At 57.9% G+C, this 20,669-nt stretch carries 18 protein-coding genes and 2 tRNA genes; 14 read left to right on the top strand and 6 right to left on the bottom strand.

All coding sequences use genetic code 11. The features are described 5' to 3' along the window. The first annotated feature begins 4 nt into the window (after positions 1 to 4). The 9 genes from arsS (at position 5) to Q8N04_12545 (ending at position 10,102) form a co-directional block, all read left to right on the top strand. Positions 5 to 1,060, top strand: coding sequence for an arsenosugar biosynthesis radical SAM protein ArsS (gene arsS, locus Q8N04_12585; protein MDP3091509.1), 1,056 nt, complete (start codon positions 5 to 7; stop codon positions 1,058 to 1,060). Between the two features lie 9 nt (positions 1,061 to 1,069). Continuing rightward, positions 1,070 to 2,206 (top strand): inorganic phosphate transporter, encoded by a 1,137-nt coding sequence (locus tag Q8N04_12580; protein MDP3091508.1) that lies wholly within the window; start codon positions 1,070 to 1,072, stop codon positions 2,204 to 2,206. A 161-nt stretch (positions 2,207 to 2,367) separates the two neighbouring features. Further along, entirely contained in the window at positions 2,368 to 3,825 is a 1,458-nt protein-coding gene (locus Q8N04_12575; GenBank protein MDP3091507.1) for a porin, read from the top strand. A gap of 73 nt (positions 3,826 to 3,898) precedes the next feature. After that, positions 3,899 to 5,134 (top strand): PstS family phosphate ABC transporter substrate-binding protein, encoded by a 1,236-nt coding sequence (locus tag Q8N04_12570; GenBank protein ID MDP3091506.1) that lies wholly within the window; start codon positions 3,899 to 3,901, stop codon positions 5,132 to 5,134. A gap of 41 nt (positions 5,135 to 5,175) precedes the next feature. Next, complete coding sequence (locus Q8N04_12565; GenBank protein MDP3091505.1) at positions 5,176 to 5,838, top strand: hypothetical protein; 663 nt, start codon at positions 5,176 to 5,178, stop codon at positions 5,836 to 5,838. A gap of 394 nt (positions 5,839 to 6,232) precedes the next feature. Next, positions 6,233 to 7,444: a hypothetical protein gene (locus Q8N04_12560; protein ID MDP3091504.1), complete on the top strand. Its 1,212-nt coding sequence runs from the start codon at positions 6,233 to 6,235 to the stop codon at positions 7,442 to 7,444. A 74-nt stretch (positions 7,445 to 7,518) separates the two neighbouring features. After that, positions 7,519 to 7,890, top strand: a complete 372-nt coding sequence (locus tag Q8N04_12555; GenBank protein ID MDP3091503.1) for a hypothetical protein — start codon at positions 7,519 to 7,521, stop codon at positions 7,888 to 7,890. Positions 7,891 to 7,993: 103 nt separating this feature from the next. Continuing rightward, the gene (locus Q8N04_12550; GenBank protein ID MDP3091502.1) at positions 7,994 to 8,407 is read left to right on the top strand and encodes a hypothetical protein; all 414 of its coding nucleotides are present in this window, start codon (positions 7,994 to 7,996) and stop codon (positions 8,405 to 8,407) included. A gap of 567 nt (positions 8,408 to 8,974) precedes the next feature. Continuing rightward, a complete protein-coding gene (locus Q8N04_12545; protein MDP3091501.1) occupies positions 8,975 to 10,102 on the top strand; it encodes a recombinase family protein in 1,128 nt (375 codons plus the stop codon). A gap of 321 nt (positions 10,103 to 10,423) precedes the next feature. Here Q8N04_12545 and Q8N04_12540 read toward each other — a convergent pair. Then, positions 10,424 to 10,500, bottom strand: a tRNA-Met gene (locus tag Q8N04_12540). An 85-nt stretch (positions 10,501 to 10,585) separates the two neighbouring features. On the opposite strand from Q8N04_12540, the gene fmt reads away from it, so the two are divergent. From fmt to pheT, 5 genes are read left to right on the top strand one after another with little or no spacing between them, the layout of a single operon-like run. Continuing rightward, the gene (gene fmt / locus Q8N04_12535) at positions 10,586 to 11,545 is read left to right on the top strand and encodes a methionyl-tRNA formyltransferase (GenBank protein MDP3091500.1); all 960 of its coding nucleotides are present in this window, start codon (positions 10,586 to 10,588) and stop codon (positions 11,543 to 11,545) included. Positions 11,546 to 11,556: 11 nt separating this feature from the next. Continuing rightward, a complete protein-coding gene (rsmB, locus tag Q8N04_12530) occupies positions 11,557 to 12,984 on the top strand; it encodes a 16S rRNA (cytosine(967)-C(5))-methyltransferase RsmB (GenBank protein MDP3091499.1) in 1,428 nt (475 codons plus the stop codon). Then, on the top strand, positions 12,981 to 13,682 hold the full coding sequence (rpe, locus tag Q8N04_12525) for a ribulose-phosphate 3-epimerase (GenBank protein MDP3091498.1): 702 nt from the start codon (positions 12,981 to 12,983) through the stop codon (positions 13,680 to 13,682). The genes rsmB and rpe overlap by 4 nt, the downstream gene beginning before the upstream one ends. A 10-nt stretch (positions 13,683 to 13,692) precedes the next feature. Next, complete coding sequence (locus Q8N04_12520; GenBank protein ID MDP3091497.1) at positions 13,693 to 15,258, top strand: phenylalanine--tRNA ligase subunit alpha; 1,566 nt, start codon at positions 13,693 to 13,695, stop codon at positions 15,256 to 15,258. A gap of 8 nt (positions 15,259 to 15,266) precedes the next feature. Then, entirely contained in the window at positions 15,267 to 16,985 is a 1,719-nt protein-coding gene (gene pheT, locus Q8N04_12515; protein ID MDP3091496.1) for a phenylalanine--tRNA ligase subunit beta, read from the top strand. Positions 16,986 to 17,361: 376 nt separating this feature from the next. Here pheT and rplT read toward each other — a convergent pair whose 3' ends face one another. From rplT to Q8N04_12490, 5 genes are all read right to left on the bottom strand, one after another. Then, a complete protein-coding gene (rplT, locus tag Q8N04_12510) occupies positions 17,362 to 17,730 on the bottom strand; it encodes a 50S ribosomal protein L20 (GenBank protein MDP3091495.1) in 369 nt (122 codons plus the stop codon). 43 nt (positions 17,731 to 17,773) lie between these two features. Then, the gene (gene rpmI, locus Q8N04_12505) at positions 17,774 to 17,974 is read right to left on the bottom strand and encodes a 50S ribosomal protein L35 (GenBank protein MDP3091494.1); all 201 of its coding nucleotides are present in this window, start codon (positions 17,972 to 17,974) and stop codon (positions 17,774 to 17,776) included. A gap of 39 nt (positions 17,975 to 18,013) precedes the next feature. After that, positions 18,014 to 18,505 carry a translation initiation factor IF-3 gene (infC, locus tag Q8N04_12500; GenBank protein MDP3091493.1) on the bottom strand — a complete coding sequence of 164 codons (492 nt, stop codon included), beginning with the start codon at positions 18,503 to 18,505 and terminating at the stop codon, positions 18,014 to 18,016. Between the two features lie 28 nt (positions 18,506 to 18,533). After that, positions 18,534 to 20,465, bottom strand: a complete 1,932-nt coding sequence (gene thrS / locus Q8N04_12495; GenBank protein MDP3091492.1) for a threonine--tRNA ligase — start codon at positions 20,463 to 20,465, stop codon at positions 18,534 to 18,536. An 82-nt stretch (positions 20,466 to 20,547) separates the two neighbouring features. Then, positions 20,548 to 20,622: transfer RNA gene (locus tag Q8N04_12490), tRNA-Val, on the bottom strand. Positions 20,623 to 20,669 lie beyond the last annotated feature (47 nt).

The following is a 20,669-nucleotide window of genomic DNA, read 5'->3' as shown; positions in this document are numbered from 1 at the left end:
CGACATGCCGCTGACCCTATTGGGAGAACACCATCCACTAGCCTCTGCAGCCGAACAGCTCAAACTGTTGGCCGATACGCACGGCCAGGCGTCGTTTAAGACTCGGCTCGAACAAGCCGGCCTCTTCCCGCTTCGAGCCACTGGGATAACCGTCTTCCAAATCAACGTGGGCAAGCTCTGCAACCAGACCTGCAAGCACTGTCATGTAGATGCAGGCCCGGATCGGACCGAACGCATGTCGCGCGACACAGCCGAGCTGTGCATGCAGGCGCTCGCTAAGACCGACATTCCCACGGTCGATCTGACGGGGGGCGCGCCGGAACTGAATCCAAACTTTCGCTGGCTGGTTGAACAGGCTCGTGCGCTTGGCCGGCATGTGATGGATCGCTGTAATTTATCCGTGCTCCTGATCCCCTCACAGGCAGACTTGGCCGAGTTTTTGGCGACGCATCGGGTCGAAATCATCGCCTCGCTGCCCTCCTACCGCGCCAGCCAGACCGACGCGCAGCGCGGCGACGGCATTTTCGAGAAGTCGATCGAGGCTCTGCGCTTGTTGAACGGGCTGGGATACGGCCGCCCCGACAGCGGCCTGCTCTTGAATCTCGTGCACAATCCGGTCGGCGCCTTTCTCCCTCCCAAGCAAGAGGCCATCGAAGCGCAGTTTCATAAGGAACTCCAGACTCGCCATGGCGTCGAGTTCACCCATCTCTATACGATCACCAACATGCCCGTGAGTCGATATCTCGAGTTTCTCGTGGAAAGCGGCAACTACGAGCAGTATATGGAGCGGTTGGCTACTGCATTCAATCCCACAGCGGCCGCCGGTGTGATGTGCCGATCAATGATTTCCATCGGGTGGGATGGCACGCTCTATGACTGCGACTTCAATCAGATGCTCGAACTGCCAGTGAGCCAGGGCGCGCCTGCCCATATCCGCGACTTTGATCCGGCTCAACTGAATCAACGCCAGATCGTCATGCGCAACCACTGCTATGGCTGTACAGCCGGCTCAGGCTCCTCCTGCGGCGGGGCGGTCGCTGGAACAGCATCGAGAGGATAGGACGAATCCATGGATGTCTCGGTCGTCGCATTCGTGCTGCTGCTGGCATTGGCGTTTGCCAATGGAGCCAATGATGTCTCCAAGGCCATCGCCACCCTTGTTGGAAGCGGGGTGACGGGGTATCGCACGGCCATTCTCTGGGGGACAGCATGGACGGTCCTTGGTGCTGTGCTCTCAGGAGTGATCGCCACGGCAATGGTCAAGACCTTCAGTCAAGGATTGCTGGCACCTGGCGTCTCTGCTTCGCCCAAACTCGTTGTGGCCGTGCTCGTTGGCGCCATGCTCTGGGTCCTCGTCGCTTCGTGGACCGGACTGCCCGTTTCGACCACTCATGCGCTGACTGGGGCGATCGTCGGGGCGGGCCTCATCGCATTTGGGAGAGAGGGACTGCTCTGGGAGGGGATTGGAAAGAAAATTGTGCTGCCGCTCATTCTGAGCCCTCTGCTGGCGTTGGCGCTCTCTCTCGTGCTGCATCCACTCACACGAAGGCTCGCGGCTCGTTGGGAGGGAACGTGTCTGTGTGTGATGCCGACGGCTCGGGCGCTGGTCATGATCGATGGACAGGGTGCAACACGAACCCTGTTTCAAACGATGACGCTGGGGCGACCTGTGATGGCTGTTCCTGCTCAGTGCGACCGGGCTGGACTGAACGGGCTCATGGTTGGAATGGACAGCATTCATTGGTGTTCGAGCGGGTTGGCCTCCTTGGCGCGTGGGACGAATGACGCGCCCAAGATTGCCGCGATGTTATTGCTCGGGAGCGCCATCGCATCATGGCCCAGCGTAGCAGCGCAGAGTGCCGCGATCATCGGCGTCGCGGTGGCCATGGGGCTCGGCAGCTACCTCGGAGGACTCCGCGTTACAAAAGTTCTGGCTGAAAAGGTTACTCAGATGAATCACAGCGAAGGATTGTCCGCAAATCTCACAACCTCGTCTCTCGTGTTCGTCTCGGCCTTGATGGGGCTGCCTGTCTCAACGACGCACGTCAGCAGCTCGGCCATTATTGGAATCGGGTTGTTGAAAGGCATGAGCGCCGTACGTTGGACGACCGTCCGGGACATGGTCCTCGCGTGGGTCGTCACGCTCCCTGCTTCCGCGCTTCTTTCCGCACTCGCCTACGTTTTCTTCGTCCGAGGGCTATTGTAAGCGGTCTCACAGTTTCCCTCCAATATAACGTGATACACGGGATTGAACCTGGCTTGATCGCGTTCATACATGGACTCATCAACATACTTCTATGCAGCTACGCAGACTCTTCTCATAGAGCTTCTGCGGGGAATGGCTTGTGGTCAATCGAGGAGGATTCTGTGGCGTTGTCGTCTTGGAGGTTTGAAATTCCCTACGCGTGTTGTCTGGTGTTCATCGTGGGAATGCTCAGCGCTACTGCTGCTGCAGCGTCCGAACCGCCTGTCGCTGGTCTCCAGCCGGAGTCGAGTGGTCCTCAGGCTTCCGACGGCGGCCGCGCTGGTTCCGGCCAGCGTGTGACGATCCAGAGCGCCACGCTCGAAAATCTTCTGCTGGGAAGGGGGGTCATTACGCAGGATGACTGGGTTCGGTTGAAGGCGGAAGAAGAACGCCGCGTCTTCGAGCAGTCGGCCGAGATGCAAATGGCCGGGAATCCCCGCTGGTACGAGCGGATTCGCATCAACGGGTACGGCCAGTTTCGCTATAACCTTGGCGCGAGCGACGGCAAGTTCGATCTCCCTTTGAACGACCCTTTCGGAGACCAGCAGGGCAACGAATTTTTCGTGAGGCGCTTGCGGCTAGTGTTGCAAGGCCAGGTATCAGAGCGAATCGCCTTCTTCACCCAGTTCGCGCTGGAGGGAGGGCAGCAGCAATTGTCGAATCGAGAAATCATCGACGCCTACATGGACTACTATCTCACGACTGACCGCGTGCACCGTGTGCGACTCGGGCTGCATCGCGTGCCGAACGCCTTCGATACCTACCGCTCCAGCACAAACCGGCAAGAGCTGGATCGGCACGAATCAATCCAGAGTGGGGCTCCCGGCGAGCGAGACCTAGGCATCGCCTACTATTGGAGCCCAAAGATCGCGCAGGAACGGTTCACCGAGCTGGCTGCTTATCACAATGGTCCGGGAGATTACGGAGTGTTCGGGATCATGGTCTACAACGGTCAGGCTCGAAACCGTGACGAATTGAACAAGGACAAGCACGTCGGGGCGAAGCTGGCCTATCCGTTTGAGTTTCAAAACGGGCGGCTGCTGGAAACCGGCGTCATGGCATTTCATGGCACGTTCTCGGTGCAAGGGGCCAGTCAACCAGCGGTAGCGAGCGCGGCGCGATGTCACAATAGTTTGAACAAGGAAGGAGGCTGTGATGTTAAGGACCAGCGTGTGACCGCCTATCTGTGGACCCCACCGCAGCCCTGGGGCTTCCTGGCCGAATTTACCGTCGGTCGTGGTCCCAAGCGGAACGCCCAAACAGGCTTCATCGATGAAGCCAGCCTGCACGGCGGCTATGTACAGGGATACTACACTTGGCGCTATTCCGATGTCGGCATGCTGACGCCCTATATTCGCTGGGGCGAGTACTACGGCGGGTTCAAATCGCTCAATGGCGCGCCCGACGGCCAATCACGGACTTGGAACTTCGGTTTGGTGTGGGAGCCGGATACGCACCTCCGATTGATGGCCGATTATGTCATCAAGAACGGGTTGAATTCGCAGTTGGTCGTCGGGCGCCCTCAAGACGATTTCGACGCCTCACAACTGCGATTTCAAGCGCAATGGTTTTGGAATTGATCACCTCACCCAGGCGGACGCTCGAATTGAAATGACTTGAATGACCTCGCATCCATTCGTAGGAGGACAGTGAATGCCACGACGCGCGGATAAGACAGGAGTCCGGATGCTCTTCCTCACGAGTCTGCTCTGCTTACCCCTTTTCCCGCTGCACGGCTTGGCTGAACAAGGGGGAATTACTCAGCCCGGAGGACTTGCGCTGGATTCCACCATTGAGCGCTACATCCCTGATCATGATGGCCTGACGGGCCGACTCAGCATCGCGGGATCAGACACGATGAATCCGCTCGTCTCGAAGTTGGCCGCCCGGTTCATGAGCAGTCATCCTGGCATAAAGATCGCCGTGGACGGTGTCGGCACACATGCCGCAATCCGGGAGTTTCAATTAGGCCATTCCTACCAGCGACGTGGGGACAAAGCTCGAGGGAAAGGCAATGAAGGCGCCACTCGGGTCGAGCTACTCGCTTCGTCTCGTGGGTTAACCGAGGATGAACTCGCCGGATTCGAAAGCAATCATGGCTATCGTCCCATCGGCATTCCGATCGCAATGGACGCCCTGGCAATCTACGTCCACAAAGATAATCCCCTGCCGCAACTGACCTTGGCGCAGCTGGATGGCATCTTTGGGAAAGAGCGCAAGCGAGGCCATGCCCCCGTTGTGACGTGGAAGCAGGCCGGTCTCCTTGAAGGGGCGCTGGCGCAGCAGCCGCTTCGTCTGTACGGGCGCGACAAACGCTCGGGCACCCGCGCCGTGTTCAAGCATCTGGCGCTGCTTGACGGTGAACTCAACGAGGAGGTGATCGAGCAACCGGGTTCCGCCTCCACGGTTCTCGCCATCGCACAAGATTCCTTGGCGATCGGCTATGCCGGGGTCGGGTTTCAGATGCCATCGGTTCGCCTGGTGCCGATCGCAAGCAAGCCCGGTGAGCCGGCCTTGTTGCCGTCGCAGGACAACGTGCTGTCCGAAGTGTATCCTCTAAGTCGGCCCCTCTATCTTTACGTGAAGAAGAGTCTGAAGGAGGAGCTTGATCAAGTCGTCAGCGAGTTTCTATCGTTCATCAATAGCTGGGAAGGGCAAGAGATGGTCGGCCGGGCAGGTTTGTATCCGCTGACAGGCGTTCATGTGACGAGGAACCGGCAGGCGTTGAGATTGAGCCATGGCGCCATGATGGCAAGCCCAGAACCATCACTTGAGATGCAACGCGCCGCGGAGGTAGGTGGGGCATGGCGGCCGCCACTGCAAGACTCTGGAGAGACCCGGCACCGACTGACCGATCAAAAGGGAATGCAGAGGGAAAAAGCTCTGTGAGGACAAATCCCTTCCGATACCGGCTATTCGCTTTGTGTGGCGTGGGTCTTCTTCTCTTGCCTGGCTGTGCCGGATTGCCGCAGTCCCGCCAGGTTTATCAGGATCCGATCACCTCCGTCCGTTTGCATGTCGACAAACGGGCAAGAAATGGCCATAGCCACCCGGCACGCATCACGACGGAGCAGATCACGCAGGTCCTCTCCGGCCTACGCGTCGTCCCGAGACGAGGCGTCATGTCGCCGATCACCATGGGGAACACCCAGGAGTCTCCTGCGTTCTCCACGATAGAAATCCAGCGCCTCGCGCCCCAACTCAGCCGTGCCATCGAGCAGGCGAGGCCGGAGGAACTTGTCACGTTTTACCGTCGCGTCGCTGATGCGAGCGTCGGGCTGGCGATCACCTCCGGAGGGTTCTTTGTCCGCCAGACTCATCTCTATGTCGTGTTGGCCAATCAGCGTACGCTGCCGTCCGCAGGGATGAATCAGAACATCGTGGCGGAGATTGATCCCATCGACAGCCCGTTGCTGCCGATCGATCGATCAGACTTCCGTGTCACGTTCACACCTGCGTTGGCTGTCGTTCCCGCCGATGAACGTGAGTCATGGCCCTATATCGATGAAGGGCGCGTCGTCGTGATCGATCTGATTCAACTCTCTCGGGAGACCTCGAAGGCGCAATCAGACGAGCGTCCATTGGAACGGTAGAAGACCAGGCTGCGGCCGAACTGAAGGCACGCATTGCTAAGCTGAAACAGGACAGTCTCCCCTGGCGGACTGATGGCAATGGCATCAACGTCGGAAGGCGTCATGGCTTCAATTCCCTCGGAGTGCTCTCCGTGCTACCCCTTGCCTTGAGCCAGCAGCAACCGATTCTGTGGGAGGGTCAGTGACGACCCTCCTAGTGGTGCTGCTTCTCGCCTGCTCCTGATTCGGATACCGGGTCGAGCCCTGAGAACAGCCTCACCGACCATCCCGAAAGCATGTCGATAGCTGCGCTCCAAACGCTGCGAGCCATCGCGGCTCACAGTGAAGGTTGATCCAGATGCATCTCTACAATCCATTCCGATAATCCGACCATTCTCACAGGGACAAACCCATCATGCATCACGCATCGCATCTTACGCGCGCTCCTTACTATCTCTTCCTGATCTGGCTCCTCTTTAATCAGACCGCCTGCCTCACGGTCACCGATCGGGTGATCCCTGGTTCAACCGTTCGGCAAGAAACCGCAGTCACGTCACAGGGGGTGCCTGATGCTCAGCTCCTGATCCATCCGGACCATCAGGGATGGACCATCAGGCTGACGCAGCCCTTGCTCCGTCAGGTCGAGATCCTGCGAACCGAACGAAAAGAGGAGCATTCGTATTACCCGAATCCTTTCGCAATTCCAGCGGGGGTGTTCGCCTGCCCATCTTCCGTGTGGGGCTGGTTCTGGGGCGTTGTCGCGACCATCCCAGATCCCACGCGCCAACTTGAACAACGGAAGGCGTTGGTGGACTTCACCTTCACGAGTTGCCTGATGGCGTTGTCGATCGTCCGCACTGAGCGAAAGGTAAAGGATGTCGAAACGGTCGTCGAGCACAAGCAGGAACCGGATTCGCGTCCTCTCACGGAAGGGCGCGTCACCCTCTCTTGGCAGGGGACACGTGACGTCAGCGTGCCATATCCCGTCACGGCAGACGGACGAGCCATCGTTCGGGTGAGTCATCTGGCCACGGCGTTACAGCAGCACGAGGTCTCGTTCACGGCGGTGGCGCATGGCCGGATGGAACTGGTCGCGTGGCACCGCGATCAGGTGCTCCGTCGATGGCCCGTCGATGTCACCGCCGACCAGCTCGAGGCGGCGGTGCGGATGGAGATGCCCGTCGTGGCTCCCCGCAGCCGGTGGCCCCGCTCACTGGTGTTCAAGATCGCGATCGAATCTCTGCCTGCGGCGCGACCCGATCCCCTCAGCACCGTGCAAGACGTGCTCGTGCAGCAGGGTTTGACCGTCGTGGCTTCGGAGGCCCAACAACCCCTCGTCCGGCGGGAACTTGAACGGAACCTCAATGGCCTCGTCGAAGATGACCCGGCCATCGGACTGGGCCATTGGCGCGCGGCCACCCTCCTGGTCATCCTCAGTGGCTATGGTGACGCGAACCAATCAGGCGTGAGCTTGTCTTGTCTCAACATCCAGACGCGAGAACTGCTTACGCGCATTGATGTGGCAGCAGGCCCAGAGGGGCTGTCCGGCGCCTTGGATGTCCTCGCGATACGTTTTCAGGATCTGCTTCGACACCTACCGAATCACGCAATCCCCTCAGGACGATAACCCGCTCCTCACTCCCAACGCGGGCCAACTCCGGCTCGCTGACCATCGTTAACCCTTTTCCACTGGAGGTTCTTATGGGTACACAGCGGAGTTTTGACCCTGCCAACACCTGGCCCCTCACCGATCTCAATGCGCTCTCAGTGACCGGTACGCTTGTCCAGGAACCTGACTTACTGGTGGGAGCCACGGGCGAATTAGTAGCCGTGGCGGTACTCGCGATTGAAGGCAAGTTGCAAGCGAACGCTTCCGGCACGATGATCCGGCACACCTACTTCGTCCATGCCTTTGCCATGAGCCCTGTCGCAGACTGGCTGGCCACGATGCGGGTCGGAACCCGCCTGCGGATTCTCGGGTCTCTGGACTATCTATGCCGCGCCGACGCTCCGACGGTTGCCGAACGGGTGGTCCTCTCGATTCGCATCGAGGAACTCGCGCTGCATGCCTGAGCTCGACAGTCCGTTCCGTTTCATCAGTGTCCTTACCTGCTCGGGCCAAGGAAGGCCTGGGCCATCACTCAAGACTTGTTGAACCCTATATCTGAGGTGGTCGATGACAACCTATCCCCCGTTCGACGCGCTTCGTGCCTGTATTCGTGAGGCTCGTACCCAAGGCCACGTGGTGACGGCGCCGGCCCTCGCGAAACCGCGCTTTCGTGCGGTGGCCGAGACGGTGCTTGGGCTGATGCTCCGCCATGTGGCCAATGTTCTCTGGCTGGAAGGCGTGCCAGCCTCGCCAATTATTGAATTGGATGTGGATCTCCCACATGTGGCAATCAGCCTGGATGGCTACGCGATGGGAATCTACTTTTGGCCATCATCCGATCCTGATTCTATTCAGTGGGCGGTTCAGAGTGCTGGAGAATATGGCCAGATCCACACCGTGGCATACCACGCCCTGCCCCTCCCTCCCGGCTGGCATCACTCGTTGAGCGAACCATGGAAGAGCTCTTTCTTCACTCCGTGAAGGGACAAGAGTTGCCTACGGGGGAACGGGAGCGCCTGCGGGCCATCTGAGCCAGCACCTGCACATTCATGAGATGGAAGTGGGTTTGATCGCGGTAGCCATAGGAAAGAAATGAGAAAAGGTCGGGCAGTACAGAAAGTCCATACCCACATGACAACGCCCCATTCAATGGGATCTGCCCGAATAACTGCGGTTCCGAGAGGAATTCCGGCTCTGATACAATGTCTCCGCTTATACGTCGCTGCTCATCCAGAGAAGTTTCAGCGGCAGACTCGACAAGTGGGCCAGCGACGCGTGTGCACCGTGACGGTAATTGGTGACGGAAAGGGGTAATCATGAGAATTGCATTTTACGGTCGGTATAGTTCCGACAACCAGCGAGAGGCATCGATCGAAGATCAGCATCGTGTCGTTCAACGCTGGGCGGAACGGTATGGGCATGCAATTATCGGGGAATTTTCTGACGCCGCTGTCTCCGGTGCTAGTGCAAAAACGCGAGAAGGTCTGCAGGCCGCACTGGACGCTACGCACTCACTCACCCCCCCCCCCCCCGACCTTTGAGGCGCTCGTGGTTGATCAGCTTTCCCGGCTGTCGCGGGATGTGGGCGACACCGACACCATTATCAAGCGGCTGAAATTTGCCGGTGTCCGAGTCATTGCGGTTTCAGACGGGATCGATACCGGGGAGGAGACGACAAAAATCAGCGTGACCGTGAAAAGCTTGGTCAATGAGCTGTTCTTGGACGATTTACGCAAGACGACCAAGCGCGGACTTGATGGGCAGTTCTTGAAAGGTCTTTCCACAGGTGGGCGGACGTATGGGTATCGCTCTGAACCCGTGTTTGACGAATCAGGGAAAACGGATCCGCGTGGGCAGCCAATTCCTGTCGGATATCGCCTGGCCATTGAGCCGAATGAAGCAACAACAGTCCGAGACATCTTTTCACGCTTTCGAGATGGAGAAGGTGAAAAAGCTATCGCGAAGAAGTTAAATGCTCGAACAACAGGCAAAGTGTGGCGGCCGAATACCATCTATCTGATGTTACAGAACTGCAAGTATCGTGGGCTGTTCTACTTCAATAGACGGGAATGGCGTAAGCACCCGGAAACCGGCCGGCGCGTGTGCCGACTGCGGCCTCGCGAGCAATGGGAACAGCGAGAGATTGAAGAGCTTCGAATTATCGACCAAGAACTCTGGGATGCCGTGCAGATGCGACTGGCGTCACGGGAGAAGCTGTTCACACATGCTCGGCAGCGGACGACCCACTTGCTCTCAGGCTTGCTTGTTTGTGATCAGTGTAGTGGCCGACTCGGCATCGCAGCAAAGGACTACTATGCCTGTCGCAACCATGTGGTGCTAGGCACCTGTGAGAATGATCTCAGGATTCATCGAGAGACGATCGAAGAGATCATCGTCCGTGAGTTTGCAGCACATTTACCACAGTACATCGAATTGCTCCGGGATGCCGCAAGTCAAATCATGTCCAATCAGTCTGAGGATGATCGAGATACCCGTGCTCAAATGGATGCCTTGCGAAAGGAAGCAGCGACCATCATGGGGGCCATTGGACAAGGCCGCCTACAGGGCCCCGAGCACTTGACGAGGCGTTGGCCGCGTGCCAGCGTCTCTGGAGCCGTGCAGACACATTGGAAAGTGAGCAGGGGCGGAAGAGAAAACAAGAACAAATCGAGGTGACGAAGTACGATCCCGAAGCGATTAAGGCCTTTGTAAACGATCTTCCCGCGGCGCTACGGACGGACGTGAGAATAGGGCGTGAATTTCTGAACGAGACCCTCAAGAGCGCTCGGGTTGCCAAGATCGGAAACGGGCGGCCTGATTGCCCCGTCTGCAAGAAGTCCTTTCCGAAACTGACCGTTCAACATCTCCGCAAGCATCGGCTCACTTTCCAGGAGGCCTACCGTCGCTACCCTGAGGTCGGTTTTACAAAGCGGGCTCGGTTGAGCATTCAACCGAATCCGGAAGGAATTGCGAAGACTGGGAAGGAGTACGGTTTCGTGGTTGCGGGGAGAGGATTTGAACCTCTGACCTTTGGGTTATGAGCCCAACGAGCTACCAGGCTGCTCCACCCCGCAGATGGAGACTAACAAAGCGTTGAACGGCAAGTCAAGCTGAGTTGCACCCGTTGCATTCAGTGCAGGGCGATGTTAAAGGCATAGCATGCGGATTGTCTTTATGGGCACGCCGGAATTCGCCGTCCCTTCACTTGAGGCGCTGCTGAAGTCTGATGACCAGGTCGTAGGCATTGTTACGCAACCTGATCGTCCTAAAGGGCGCGGCCAAGTCTTGACTCCGCCTCCGATCAAGCTCCTTGCGCAACGAGAAGGCATACCTTTTCTCCAGCCTGTGAAAATCAGAGTGCCTGAGTTTCTCACGGCCCTCGCAGCCTGGAAGCCCGATCTGATCGCTGTCACGGCCTATGGACGAATTCTCCATAGCCCGATCCTTACCTTGCCGCCGATGGGTTGCGTGAATGTACATGGTTCGCTGCTGCCGAAATATCGTGGAGCGGCGCCAGTGCAATGGGCGGTGATCAACGGTGAGACCGAGACCGGCATCACTACCATGCTGATGGATGAGGGGATGGATACAGGCGCCATGCTCTTGCAGGAGTCACTGCCGATTCTCCCTGAAGACACATCGGGAACGCTGGCGCCGCGCCTCGCCGTACTCGGAGGAAGTTTGCTGGCGAAGACCATTGCGAGGCTCAAGGCGGGAACGATTACGCCGCAGCCGCAGAATCATGCTTTGGCCACCTTGGCCCCGCCCTTGAAGAAAGAAGACGGGGTGATTGACTGGGCAACGAGTGCGAGCAACATTGCCAATCGTGTCCGCGGTCTTTCTCCCTGGCCCGGTGCCTATACGTATATCGGTGGTGAACGATGGATGGTGTGGACCGTAACTCAGAGTCCGGGGAAGCCTGATGTTGCCCCCGGCACCATCATCGAGGTGACGAAGCAGTCTATCCAAATCGCGACGGGAGACGGGGTGGTAGTCCTGAGAGAGATTCAACCGTCCAATAGTAAACGACTCACTGTGGCGCAGTATTTGGCGGGGCATCGCGTGAGCGCCGGCCAACGTTTCGGTGCAGAGCCGCCGCCGTCAGAATCACCGGCGTGATCGGACACGCCATGTCTTCTCCTCCTGTCTCAATGCAGTCCGCCTCTTCTTCCGCCAGGGCCCGCGCGCTGGTGGCCTTGTTGACCCAGTCCAAATCAGGCGACCCACTCGATGAGGTCTGCAATCGCTTGTGGGATCGACAAGCGATGGATGGGCGTGATCGCGCCTTTGCCATGGAATTAGTCTATGGAGTGTTGCGCCGCCAGGAGACGCTTGATTGGCGTTTGGAGCCCGCACTGAAGAAACCCTTGCCGCGACTCCCGCTGATGGTGCAGATGCTTCTGCGCATGGGGATGTACCAGTTGGCTTACATGGATCGTGTGCCGGCCTCTGCAGCCGTGAATGAATCCGTGAATCTGGCCAAGGTCAACAAGGCCCAGCTTGGGAGGGATTGGAGCGGCCTCGTGAATGCCGTGTTACGAACCGTGATCCGTTTGCCGGAACGGCCGTTCCCCGGGCTCCACCCAGAGCCGGCTTTGGCACTCTCGATCCGCTACGCGGTACCCCAGTGGCTCTGTACTCGATGGGTCGAACACATGGGGATTGAAAGGGCGGAAGCTGCCTGTCAGAGCGTGAGTGCCGTTCCAGTTCTGACGCTGCGGGTGAATCGTCAGCGAGTGACCCGTGACGCGTTTCTTGCGCAGCTCGTCGGCGCGGGGATTGCCGCCCGTCCGACAACTGTCAGCCCCGTCGGGGTGATGCTCGAAGAGGGACGGGCCGTCACTACGATCCCGGGGTTTCAAGACGGATTGTTCTATGTCGAAGACGAAGCCGCGCAACTCGTTCCACCTCTATTGGATCCACATCCGGACGAGCGTCTTCTCGATGTTTGTGCGGCCCCTGGAGGAAAGGCGACGCATCTGGCCGAGCTGATGTCGAATCGTGGTCAGATCGTAGCAATGGACCGTCACGCCGTGCGATTACAGGTATTGAAAGAGAACTGCCAGCGGCTTGGTGCGGCGATCATTTCTCCGGTTGTGGGGGATGCGAGAGAGCTTGGCATGATTGCCCCTCGCCAGAAGATAGAGACACAGCTCCCGCCGATGGGCCTGTTTGATCGCATCCTGGTCGATGCTCCTTGCAGTGGCATTGGCGTACTGCGTCGACACCCTGATGCGAAGGGGAAAAAAGATGTCGGAATGTTCGCCCGCCATCAAGTTTTACAGGGAGAGATTCTCGAACGGGCGTTCACTGTCTTGCGGCCTGGCGGGGTGCTGGTCTATAGTACCTGCTCGACAGAACCGGAAGAGACTGAAGCCGTCATCATCCGGTTTTGCCAGGACCACGCCGATTGTGCTCGCGAGTCCGTCGTGCCGTGGATTCCCGCTCCTGCCAGTCCGTTTGTGACGGCACAGGGCGCGTTGTCCACGATGGGAAATACCCTCGGGATGGACGGGTTCTATGCCGTCCGGTTGAGAAAGACGCAAGGGTCGCTATGAGTAGTCCGGTATTGATTGCCCCCTCGATTCTCGCAGCTGATTTCGTGCGTCTGGCTGATGAGATTGCGGCTGTGGAACGAGCCGGCGCGGATCTCCTTCATATCGATGTGATGGACGGACACTTTGTGCCGAACCTCACGATCGGTCCTCCGGTCGTCGAGTCGATCAAGAAGGTCGCTAAAGTGCCGCTCGATGTGCATCTGATGATTACCAATGCCGATGCGTTCATTCCGGAGTTTGTGACGGCCGGAGCCGATTACATCACGGTGCACGTCGAAGCCTGCCCTCATCTCCATCGGACAATTCAATCGATCAAGGAGCGTGGCGTCAAGGCGGGCGTGACGCTCAATCCTGCGACGCCGGTCAGTGTCCTGCAGGAGATTTTAGCCGACGTCGATCTGGTGCTCGTCATGTCGGTCAATCCAGGATTCGGCGGGCAGAAGTTCATTCCGTCCGTATTGAAGAAGATTGCCTCAATTCGGGAGATGTTGGATCGTCTCCAAAGCCGGGCGTTGCTCGAAGTCGACGGCGGAGTGAAACCGGACAATGCCGCGCAGATCATCGCGGCGGGAGCCGACGTCCTGGTCGCCGGCTCGGCGATTTTTGCGAGCCGAGACTATGCCGGCACCATTGCAGCGCTGCGGACCGCGGGGCAGCCGGCCGCCACAATCACCTCTCACGCCGCTTCCCATCGATAGGCCATTCAGGGTGGATACTTCCGCACTCATCGACAGTCTGCATCCCCTCGAAATCAAGGTCCTCATGGCCCTCGGGTCACGTCCTGCAGGCACCGTGCTCGAGACCGAGCCATTGGCCGCTGCGGCTGAATTGGAGCCGTCCCAGCTCAGCATGGCGATCGAGTGGTTACTCGCAAAGTCTCTGCTGGTGGTGCCTGCCGAGACGGTGACGCCGATGGTGTCCCTGACGAAGGTGGGCGAACAGTATGTCAGTGGCGCTTCACCGATCGAACGGGTCTTCTCAGCCGCGCGAGAAGTGGCCAGCACGGGGAAGCGGCTGACCATCCCCGATCTGCAGGCGCAGGATGGATTGGATCCATCCGATGTCAGCAAAGCGGTCGGACGTTTGAAAAAAGAAGGAGTGTTGCTGATCGTCCAGGGCGGCTGTATCGAATCCACTGGCCGTCCCAGTCCGACCGTCGAGGCCATGAGGGTCTTGCTGCAACAGGTCAGCGAGGCGGCTCGAGAACTAAAGAGCTTTCCTGAACCCCATCGCCAAGTGATCGAGGATTACGCTGTCAAGCGCGGGAACGCCAAAGAGCCATTCCGGGTGGATGATCGGGTCACGCGATCCTTTACGCTCTCTCCGTCCGGAGTCGAGGCGGCAGAGCACCTCGCCAAGGAAGGAGTGGCGGAGGAAGTCTCTCAACTCACCCCCGAACTGTTGAAGGACGGCAGTTGGCGGAATAAGCGATTCCGCAAATACACCATCAGTTTGCGTGCGCCCCGCATCGGAACGGGGAAGAAGCATCCCTATCGCGAGTTTCTCGATACCGTTAAGACAAAGCTCGTGAGTATGGGTTTTCAGGAAATGCGCGGCTCGCTGGTGGAAACCGAATTCTGGAACATGGACGCGCTCTTCATGCCGCAGTTCCATCCGGCCCGCGATATTCACGACGTCTACTTCGTGAAGCAACCCACGCATGCCGCGAAGATCGTCGAGCCGTTCCTGTCACGGGTGACGAAGGCACATCAGGATGGCGGCAAGACCGGTTCCACAGGGTGGAAGTACGCTTTCAATGCCGAACGAGCCAAGCGGCTGGTATTGCGGAGTCAGGGGACCGCCGTTTCCGCAAGGACGTTGGCGTCGGCGCCGGCCGTGCCGGGAAAGTATTTCTCGATCGCTCGCTGCTTCCGCTATGACCAGGTCGACGCCACGCATGCCACCGATTTTTTCCAGGTCGAAGGCATTGTGCTGGGTGAGGATATTAACTTCCGTACGCTGCTCGGCCTCCTGAATCTCTTTGCGCGTGAAGTGGCCCAGGCGAAGGAAGTGAAATTCCTGCCGGCCTATTTCCCCTTTACCGAACCGTCGGTCGAAATGCATGTGCGGCATCCGCGCCTGGGGTGGATGGAGCTGGGCGGAGCGGGGCTATTCCGCGCTGAAGTCACCTTGCCATTGGGTGTCGCCGTGCCCGTCATCGCCTGGGGACTGGGCCTGGATCGCATGGCGATGGTGGCGCTCGGCATTCACGACATTCGCGAATTGTTCACCGACAATCTGGACTTGATCCGGACTACCAGAGGGATCTTCTAGCGCACGCCATGCCCACGATTTCTATTTTCAAAGACGACTTCGAATCGCTGCTGGCTCTCGGCGGTCGCGCCAAGCGCCCGGTCTCGATCGAGCAGTTGGAAGACTGGCTCATGCTCGTGAAGGGTGAGCTCAAGGGGCACAATACTGAAACCGGAGAGTTGCGCATCGAATTGCAAGACAGCAATCGGCCCGACCTCTGGTGTTGCGAAGGCATCGCGCGGCAAATTCGTATCAAGCAACAGGGGAAGCTCAAGCCGTATCCGTTCTTCGCCAAGAAGGCGAAGAAGGGACACGTGCTCATTGTCGCACCGGGGCTCGAACAGGTGCGTCCCTATGTCGCTGCTTGCACAGCCAGGGGGTATCGGGTTACTGAGGAAGGCTTAGCCCAGCTCATTCAGACGCAGGAGAAGCTGGCGGATATCTTCGGGCATAAGCGAAAGACCGTCTCGATCGGGATCTACCAGCTGGCGAAGATTGCCTTCCCGGTCACCTATGAGTTGGTCAAGCCGGATCAGGCGAAGTTTACCCCGCTGGGTATGGAGACGGTGATGACGCTGGCGGAAATTCTCATGGTCCATCCGAAAGGGCTGGAGCATGGGCATATCCTGGCCGGGCAGAGTCGTCTCCCGATTCTCCGTGATGCGAAGAATCAACCCTTGTCGTTCCCGCCGATCATCAACAGTCGAGAAGTGGGGGAAGTGCGCGTCGGGGACGACGAACTGTTTGTCGAAGTGACCGGGACCGATCAGTTGATGGTTGTCCTTACGCTGAATATCTTTGCTGCCAACCTTGCCGATCGCGGCGCCGTGATCGAACCGGTTGAAGTGCACTACCCCAAGAGCACCCCGTTGGGTAAACGGGTGGTCACGCCGCAGGATCTCGGGAATTCCAAGACGATTCAACTCAAGACCATTGAACAAGCACTAGGTCAAGAACTCGGTGTGAAGGTTGTGAAGCAGGCGCTCGAAGTGTACGGGTACGAGGTCTCAGCTGGGAAGGGGGCGGTGAAGGCAACGTTGCCGCCTTATCGGCAGGACCTTATGCATGCGATGGACGTGGTTGAAGATGTCGCGATCAGCCGTGGCTACGGAGAGTTCGCTCCGGTCATGCCGGCGCAATTTACGGTAGGAGGGCTCTCGCGGATTGAGCAGAGGTCGGATCGAGCGCGTGAGCTCATGGTCGGGCTGGGATTCCAGGAAATCATCTCCAACATTATGGGATCGCCGGAGAGCTATCGCGATACGATGCGTCTGGCTGATACAGAGTGGGGGAGGATGGTCGAAGTGGAGAATGCCATGACGCTGACCTTCTCCTGCCTGCGACAGTGGCTGCTTCCTTCGTTGCTGCGTGTCGAAACAGCGTCGAGCCGGGCGTTCTATCCGCACCGTTTGTTCGAGGCCGGCGATGTGGCGATCCCCGATCCCACGCATGAGCTAGGCTCACGCACGGAAACGGTGTTGGGCGCCGTCATTGCCCATGCGACCGCGCACTTCTCGGAAATCCACTCGTGTCTCGATATCCTGTTTTATCATCTGGGGAAAGACTACAGCCTGGAGCCGGTCCAGCATCCGTCCTTCCTGGAAGGCCGCGCAGGGCGCATCGTCGTCGCAGGAAAACCCATCGGCGTCATCGGCGAAGTCCATCCCGAAGTCCTCGAGCGCTGGCAGATCACCGTGCCGGTCGTTTCGTTCGACGTGAATCTCTCTCAACTGCTCGATCTGAGCTAGTTGTTTTTTCGCCTTGCCATCTCATCTTGCGTCCCTGGAATTTCTCACGGCGGTCATCACATTTTTGCCACCTCATGGCGCGGACCTGGCGTGAGCGATGAGCTGCGTTAGCTAGCGCTATATTATCTCCATCCGACTATTGGTCTTGCGGTTGCCCATGATTTGAGGTCACGGTGAGGAACCGACGATATTTTCTTATTGCAGAGATGTGAATGCAGACGAACGGGCGAATTCAAAATACCGGAGCCGACAAGTATCAGGTCTGAGATGCGTTGGGGGATGGGGTGCTGAGGCTGGTAAGTTGATGGAGGGCGACAGCTTGTCGCCCTCCAAGATCAGAGAAGCTACTTGAAACCGTGGTTCAGAGGCGGTGTCGTTATGCAGCGACAGGAGTCAAGTGTTGCTTGGCCAATCCGACCAACTTTTCAAAGCCTGCGGCATCCTTGATCGCCATGTCTGAGAGAACTTTGCGATCCAGTAGGATTTCCGCTTTCTTGAGGGCGTTGATGAACCGGCCGTAGGTCAGTCCTTGTGCCCGGACGGCGGCGCTGATGCGTGCAATCCATAACCGCCGAAAGTCCCGCTTCCGGTTCTTTCTTCCGTCATAGGCGTACTGCTGTCCCTTATCAACTGATTCCGTGGCTGAGCGGAACAACCGGCTCTTCGCGCCGTACTGTCCCTTTGCTAGCTTCAGCCGCTTTTTCCGTCTCGCTCTTGTTTTCGGTCCACCTTTTGCGCGGGGCATGACTCAATACTCCTTTTATCCGTGAGGGTCGCTCTTTAAGGGCTTAATTATACGGCAAGAGGCGGTTCAAAGACAAGGTGGAAGTCGCATCCACCACGGCGGTTCCGCTTAACCGGCGCTTTTGATCGCTTTTCTTATGGCTTAACAAGTGGCGCTTCCCGGCTTTCCGTCGGACAAGCTTGCCGCTTCCGGTGCGGGAAAACCGCTTTTTAGCCCCTTTGTGTGTCTTGGCTTTCGTTTTCATCGAATCCATCCTCTCCGTTTGTAGGCTGCAAATGTATCCCTAATTCTTGGGTGCCACGATCATGATCAGGCTGCGGCCTTCCATGCGCGGGGCGTACTCTATCGTTCCAATCTCGGTCATTTCGGCGATGACTGAGCTCATGAGTGATCGGCCCATCTCTTGATTGGCCATTTCCCGGCCACGAAACGTCAACGTGACCTTGGTCTTGTTCCCGTCAGCCAAAAATTCCTTGATCTGACGGATCTTGATGCCTAGGTCGTGCTTATCGGTGCGTGGCCGAAGCTTGATTTCCTTGACCTGGGTCGACTTTTGGTGACGTCGATTCTGATGGTCCTTCTTGCTGAGCTCGAATTTGTATTTGCCGTAATCCATGATTCGGCAAACCGGCGGCGCTGCAGTGGGAGCGACTTCCACGAGGTCGTAGCCGCCCTCCTGAGCCTGGCGCAACGCGTCTGGCGTGGGGAGGATCCCCAGTTGCTCTCCTTCCGGACCGATGACTCGAACCTCTCGCACTCGAATTTCGCGGTTCACGCGCAGTTTGGGGACGATAACCCACCTCTTAGTGTGTTGGTTGTAGCTCCGGCTGCGCGCGCGTGACGTCGTTCCTGAGAAGATCGATCACTGCAGCCCCTGTCATACTGCCAAGATTTGCCCCGCTCCGTCCTCTGACGGAGAGCGTGCCGCTCTGGACTTCCCGATCCCCCGCCACGAGCATGTAGGGGATTTTGGCTTTTTCCGCCTCGCGAATTTTAAAGCCGATTTTTTCGTTGCGCAGGTCGGCATCAGCCCGAAACCCTGCGGCTTTCAACTGCGCGACGACGGTATTCACATACTCCCGCTGATTGTCGGTGATCGCCATGACCACGACTTGGACCGGCGCCAGCCAGGTTGGGAATGCGCCGCCATAATGTTCGATGAGAATCCCGAAGAATCGCTCAATGGACCCCATCAAGGCCCGATGAATCATGATCGGCTCGTGAGATTTTCCATCTTCCCCGATATAACTGAGCTCAAACCGTTCCGGATTGTTGAAGTCCACCTGAATGGTGGAGCATTGCCAGGATCGGCCAAGAGCGTCCTTGATTTTAATGTCGATTTTCGGTCCGTAGAAGGCCCCGCCCCCTTCATCCAAATGAAAGGCGATCCCACGGCTCTTGAGCGCTCCCTCCAGCGAATCTGTCGCGAGGACCCACTTGTCATCAGAGCCGACCGACTTTTCCGGTCTGGTCGACAGAAAGATCTCAAAGTCGACAAAGCCGAACGATTTCAAAATAAAGAAGGTGAAGTCCAATACCCGGCTGACCTCATCCTGAATCTGATCGGGTCGGCAAAAGAGGTGCGCATCGTCTTGCGTGAATCCGCGCACGCGCAAGAGGCCATGCAGGACGCCCGTGCGTTCATACCGATACACTGTACCGAGCTCGCCGTAGCGGATGGGGAGATCCCGATAACTCCGCAAGTGCGATTTGTAAATCATGATGTGGTAGGGGCAGTTCATCGGCTTGAGCTGGTATTCGCTGCCTTCCAGCTTCATCGGCGCGAACATATTCTCCCGATAATAGTCAACGTGGCCGCTCGTTTTCCAAAGGTCGAGCCTGGCTACATGGGGCGAATACACCAGATCGTATCCATCCTTAATGTGCTGTTCGCGCCAGAAGTTCTCGATCAAGAGCCGAACCAGTGCGCCTTTGGGATGCCAGAGGACCAATCCAGGACCGGTTTCATCCTGTATCGTAAAGAGATCGAGTTCTTTCCCTACCTTACGATGATCACGCCGCTTAATCTCTTCAAGGCGCGCCAGATAGGCGTCGAGTTCGGCCTGGGTTGGGAAGGATGTTCCGTAGATCCGTTGCAACATCGGATTACGCTCATCTCCGCGCCAGTAGGCGCCGGCGGTGGTCAGGAGCTTAAATGCGCCGATGTGGCCGGTGGCGGGGAGGTGGGGCCCACGACAGAGATCGATAAACTCGCCCTGGCTATAGGCCGAGATCGGCTCATGCTCAGGGAATCCTTGGATCAATTCGACTTTATAGGCTTCACCGCGAGATTGGAAAAGCTGAATAGCTTCTTGTTTCGACAGCTCCTTCCGCGTGACCGGCAGGTTCCGCTTGATAATCTCGCGGACGCGAGCTTCGATTTTCTCGAGATCCTCCGGCGTGAAAGGCCGCTCGAAGGCGAAGTCGTAAAAGAAGCTATCTTCAAGCGCAGGACCGATGGTGACCTGTGCGGTTGGAAATACTTCTTTTACCGCCTGCGCCATGATGTGGGTGCTGCTATGGCGATAAACCTCTCGCCCTTCTGCCGTATCGAACCGGACGGGTTCCACGACAGCGTCTTCAGTCAGCGGCCGTGACAGATCGACCACGACTCCGTTGACTTTGGCGGCGAGGACATCGGATCCGATCGACAGGCCGCAAGCCTTCAAGGCCGCTCCCACGGTCTGTCCGGTTTCCAGGACCTGGCTATTCCCGCCTTTGAGAGTGATCTTCATCCGTCCCAGTGCTTTTCTTATTCAAACAAAAACAACAAAGGCATTCCGCCGCCTCAAGGCAAACGGATGCCCCTAGCCGGAATGGTAGGCGCGGACGGTCTTGAACCGTCGACCTTTACCGTGTCAAGGTAACGCTCTCCCCCTGAGCTACGCGCCTATTGTCCGGGTGGGCATGCTAATATAGCCCTGCCCATACTGTCAAGA

This window comes from Nitrospira sp. (genome assembly GCA_030692565.1).
In the GTDB taxonomy this organism is placed as follows: domain Bacteria; phylum Nitrospirota; class Nitrospiria; order Nitrospirales; family Nitrospiraceae; genus Nitrospira_D.
Note: the sequence above shows the minus strand (reverse complement) of the source record. Positions and strands in the feature narration are given on the sequence as shown.